A 1,533-nucleotide genomic window follows, 5' to 3' on the forward strand; every position below is an offset into this window, starting at 1 on the left:
GGCTCCGCCGTGCCGACGCCGGGAGGGGTGGGCACGGTCGAGATCGCGCTGACGACGGCGCTGACGCTGGCGGGGATGCCGGCGGACGCCGCGCTGTCGGCGGTGCTGGTGTTCCGGCTGATGGTGTTCTGGCTGCCGGTGATTCCGGGGTGGATCTCGTTCACGTATCTCACCCGCAAGGGAGCCATCTAGGGGCGGTCCGGGGGCCATGCCCTCAATCGCCGGGCGGGCTGGTGCGGACGCGCGCCGGCCCGCCTTCGCGTTTCCTCAAGCATGTGTCCTCAAACGCCGGACGGGCTTGATGTGCGTGTCCTCAAGCGCCGGGCGGGCCGAACCTGTATGCCCTCAAGCGCCGGGCGGGCTGGAGGTGCACACCCGCATTTGCCAGTGTCTTTATCCGATTTACCTTGCATCTGCGGGATGAATAGCCATACCGTGCCGCACATGCGGTCCTACACCATTGGCCAGGCGGCGCGCCTCCTCGGCGTCAGTCCCGACACCGTCCGGCGCTGGGCCGACGCCGAGCGGATTCCCACGCGCCGGGACGAGTTCGGCAAGCGGCTCATCGAGGGCACCGACCTGGCGGCCTTCTCCGTGGCGCTCGCGGCGGACGCGAACGGTTCCGACAGCGAGGACTCCGGGTACACCAGCGTCCGCAACGCCTTCCCCGGCATCATCACCGCCGTCAAGCTCGGCGACGTAGCAGCCCAGGTGGAGATCCAGGCCGGGCCGCACCGGCTGGTCTCCCTCCTCACCCGCGAGGCGGTCGAGGAGCTGGGGCTGGCCGTCGGCATGGAGGCCGTGGCCCGTGTGAAGTCCACCAATGTCCATATCGACCGCGCCTGATCAACCGGCTTCTGGAGTTTCCATGCCCCGCACGTCCCCCACGTCCCGTACGCCCCGCGCCTCCCGCTCCCTCGTACGCCGCGCGGCGCTCCCCGCCCTGGCCGCCACCCTGCTCGTACCGCTCGTCGCGGCCTGCGGCAGCGACGACAAGAAGGACTCCGGGGCCTCGGGCGACGGCAAGAAGAACACCACGCTCACCGTGCTCGCCGCGGCCTCCCTCACGGACGTCTTCAAGCAGGCGGGCGCCGCGTACGAGAAGGAGCATCCGGGCGTCAAGGTGAAGTTCTCCTACGCGGGTTCGCAGGAGCTGGCCTCGCAGGTGCGGCAGGGCGTGCCCGCCGACGCGCTGGTCACCGCCGACACCAAGACCATGGACGGGCTCAAGTCCGACACGGAGACCCCCTCCGTCATCGCCAAGAACCGGCTGACCATCGTCACCGGCAAGGGCAACCCGAAGAAGGTCAAGGGCCTCTCCGACCTCGCCAAGAGCGACCTCAAGGTCGTGCTCGCCGCGCCCCAGGTGCCCGTCGGCCGCTACAGCAAGAAGGTTCTCGACAAGCAGCACATCGACGTGAAGCCGGCTTCCCAGGAGCCCAACGTCCGCGCCGTCCTCACCAAGGTCCAGCTGGGCGAGGCCGACGCCGGGATCGTGTACGCCACCGACGCCGCCGTGGCGGGCAAGAAGGT

The 1,533-nt window shown here is 69.7% G+C and carries 3 protein-coding genes; all 3 read left to right on the forward strand.

The annotated features are described in order from the left end of the window. Nucleotides 1-192 (forward strand): lysylphosphatidylglycerol synthase domain-containing protein (locus tag ACFU99_RS43270; RefSeq protein ID WP_384404180.1); only part of this gene is annotated, 192 nt, incomplete at its 5' end. A gap of 252 nt (nucleotides 193-444) precedes the next feature. Beyond that, nucleotides 445-846, forward strand: a complete 402-nt coding sequence (locus ACFU99_RS43275; protein ID WP_384404183.1) for a molybdopterin-binding protein — start codon at nucleotides 445-447, stop codon at nucleotides 844-846. A 22-nt stretch (nucleotides 847-868) separates the two neighbouring features. Next, nucleotides 869-1,533, forward strand: a 665-nt coding sequence (gene modA / locus ACFU99_RS43280) for a molybdate ABC transporter substrate-binding protein (protein WP_384404186.1), incomplete at its 3' end; no start/stop codon positions are given.

Origin of the sequence: Streptomyces sp. NPDC057654 (assembly GCF_042800135.1) — a bacterium.
GTDB lineage: Bacteria > Actinomycetota > Actinomycetes > Streptomycetales > Streptomycetaceae > Streptomyces.

What these genes read in the sequence shown, in the direction of transcription:
- ACFU99_RS43275 (WP_384404183.1), top strand. Translation starts at nt 445, where the DNA reads ATGCGGTCCTACACCATTGGCCAGGCGGCGCGCCTCCTCGGCGTCAGT.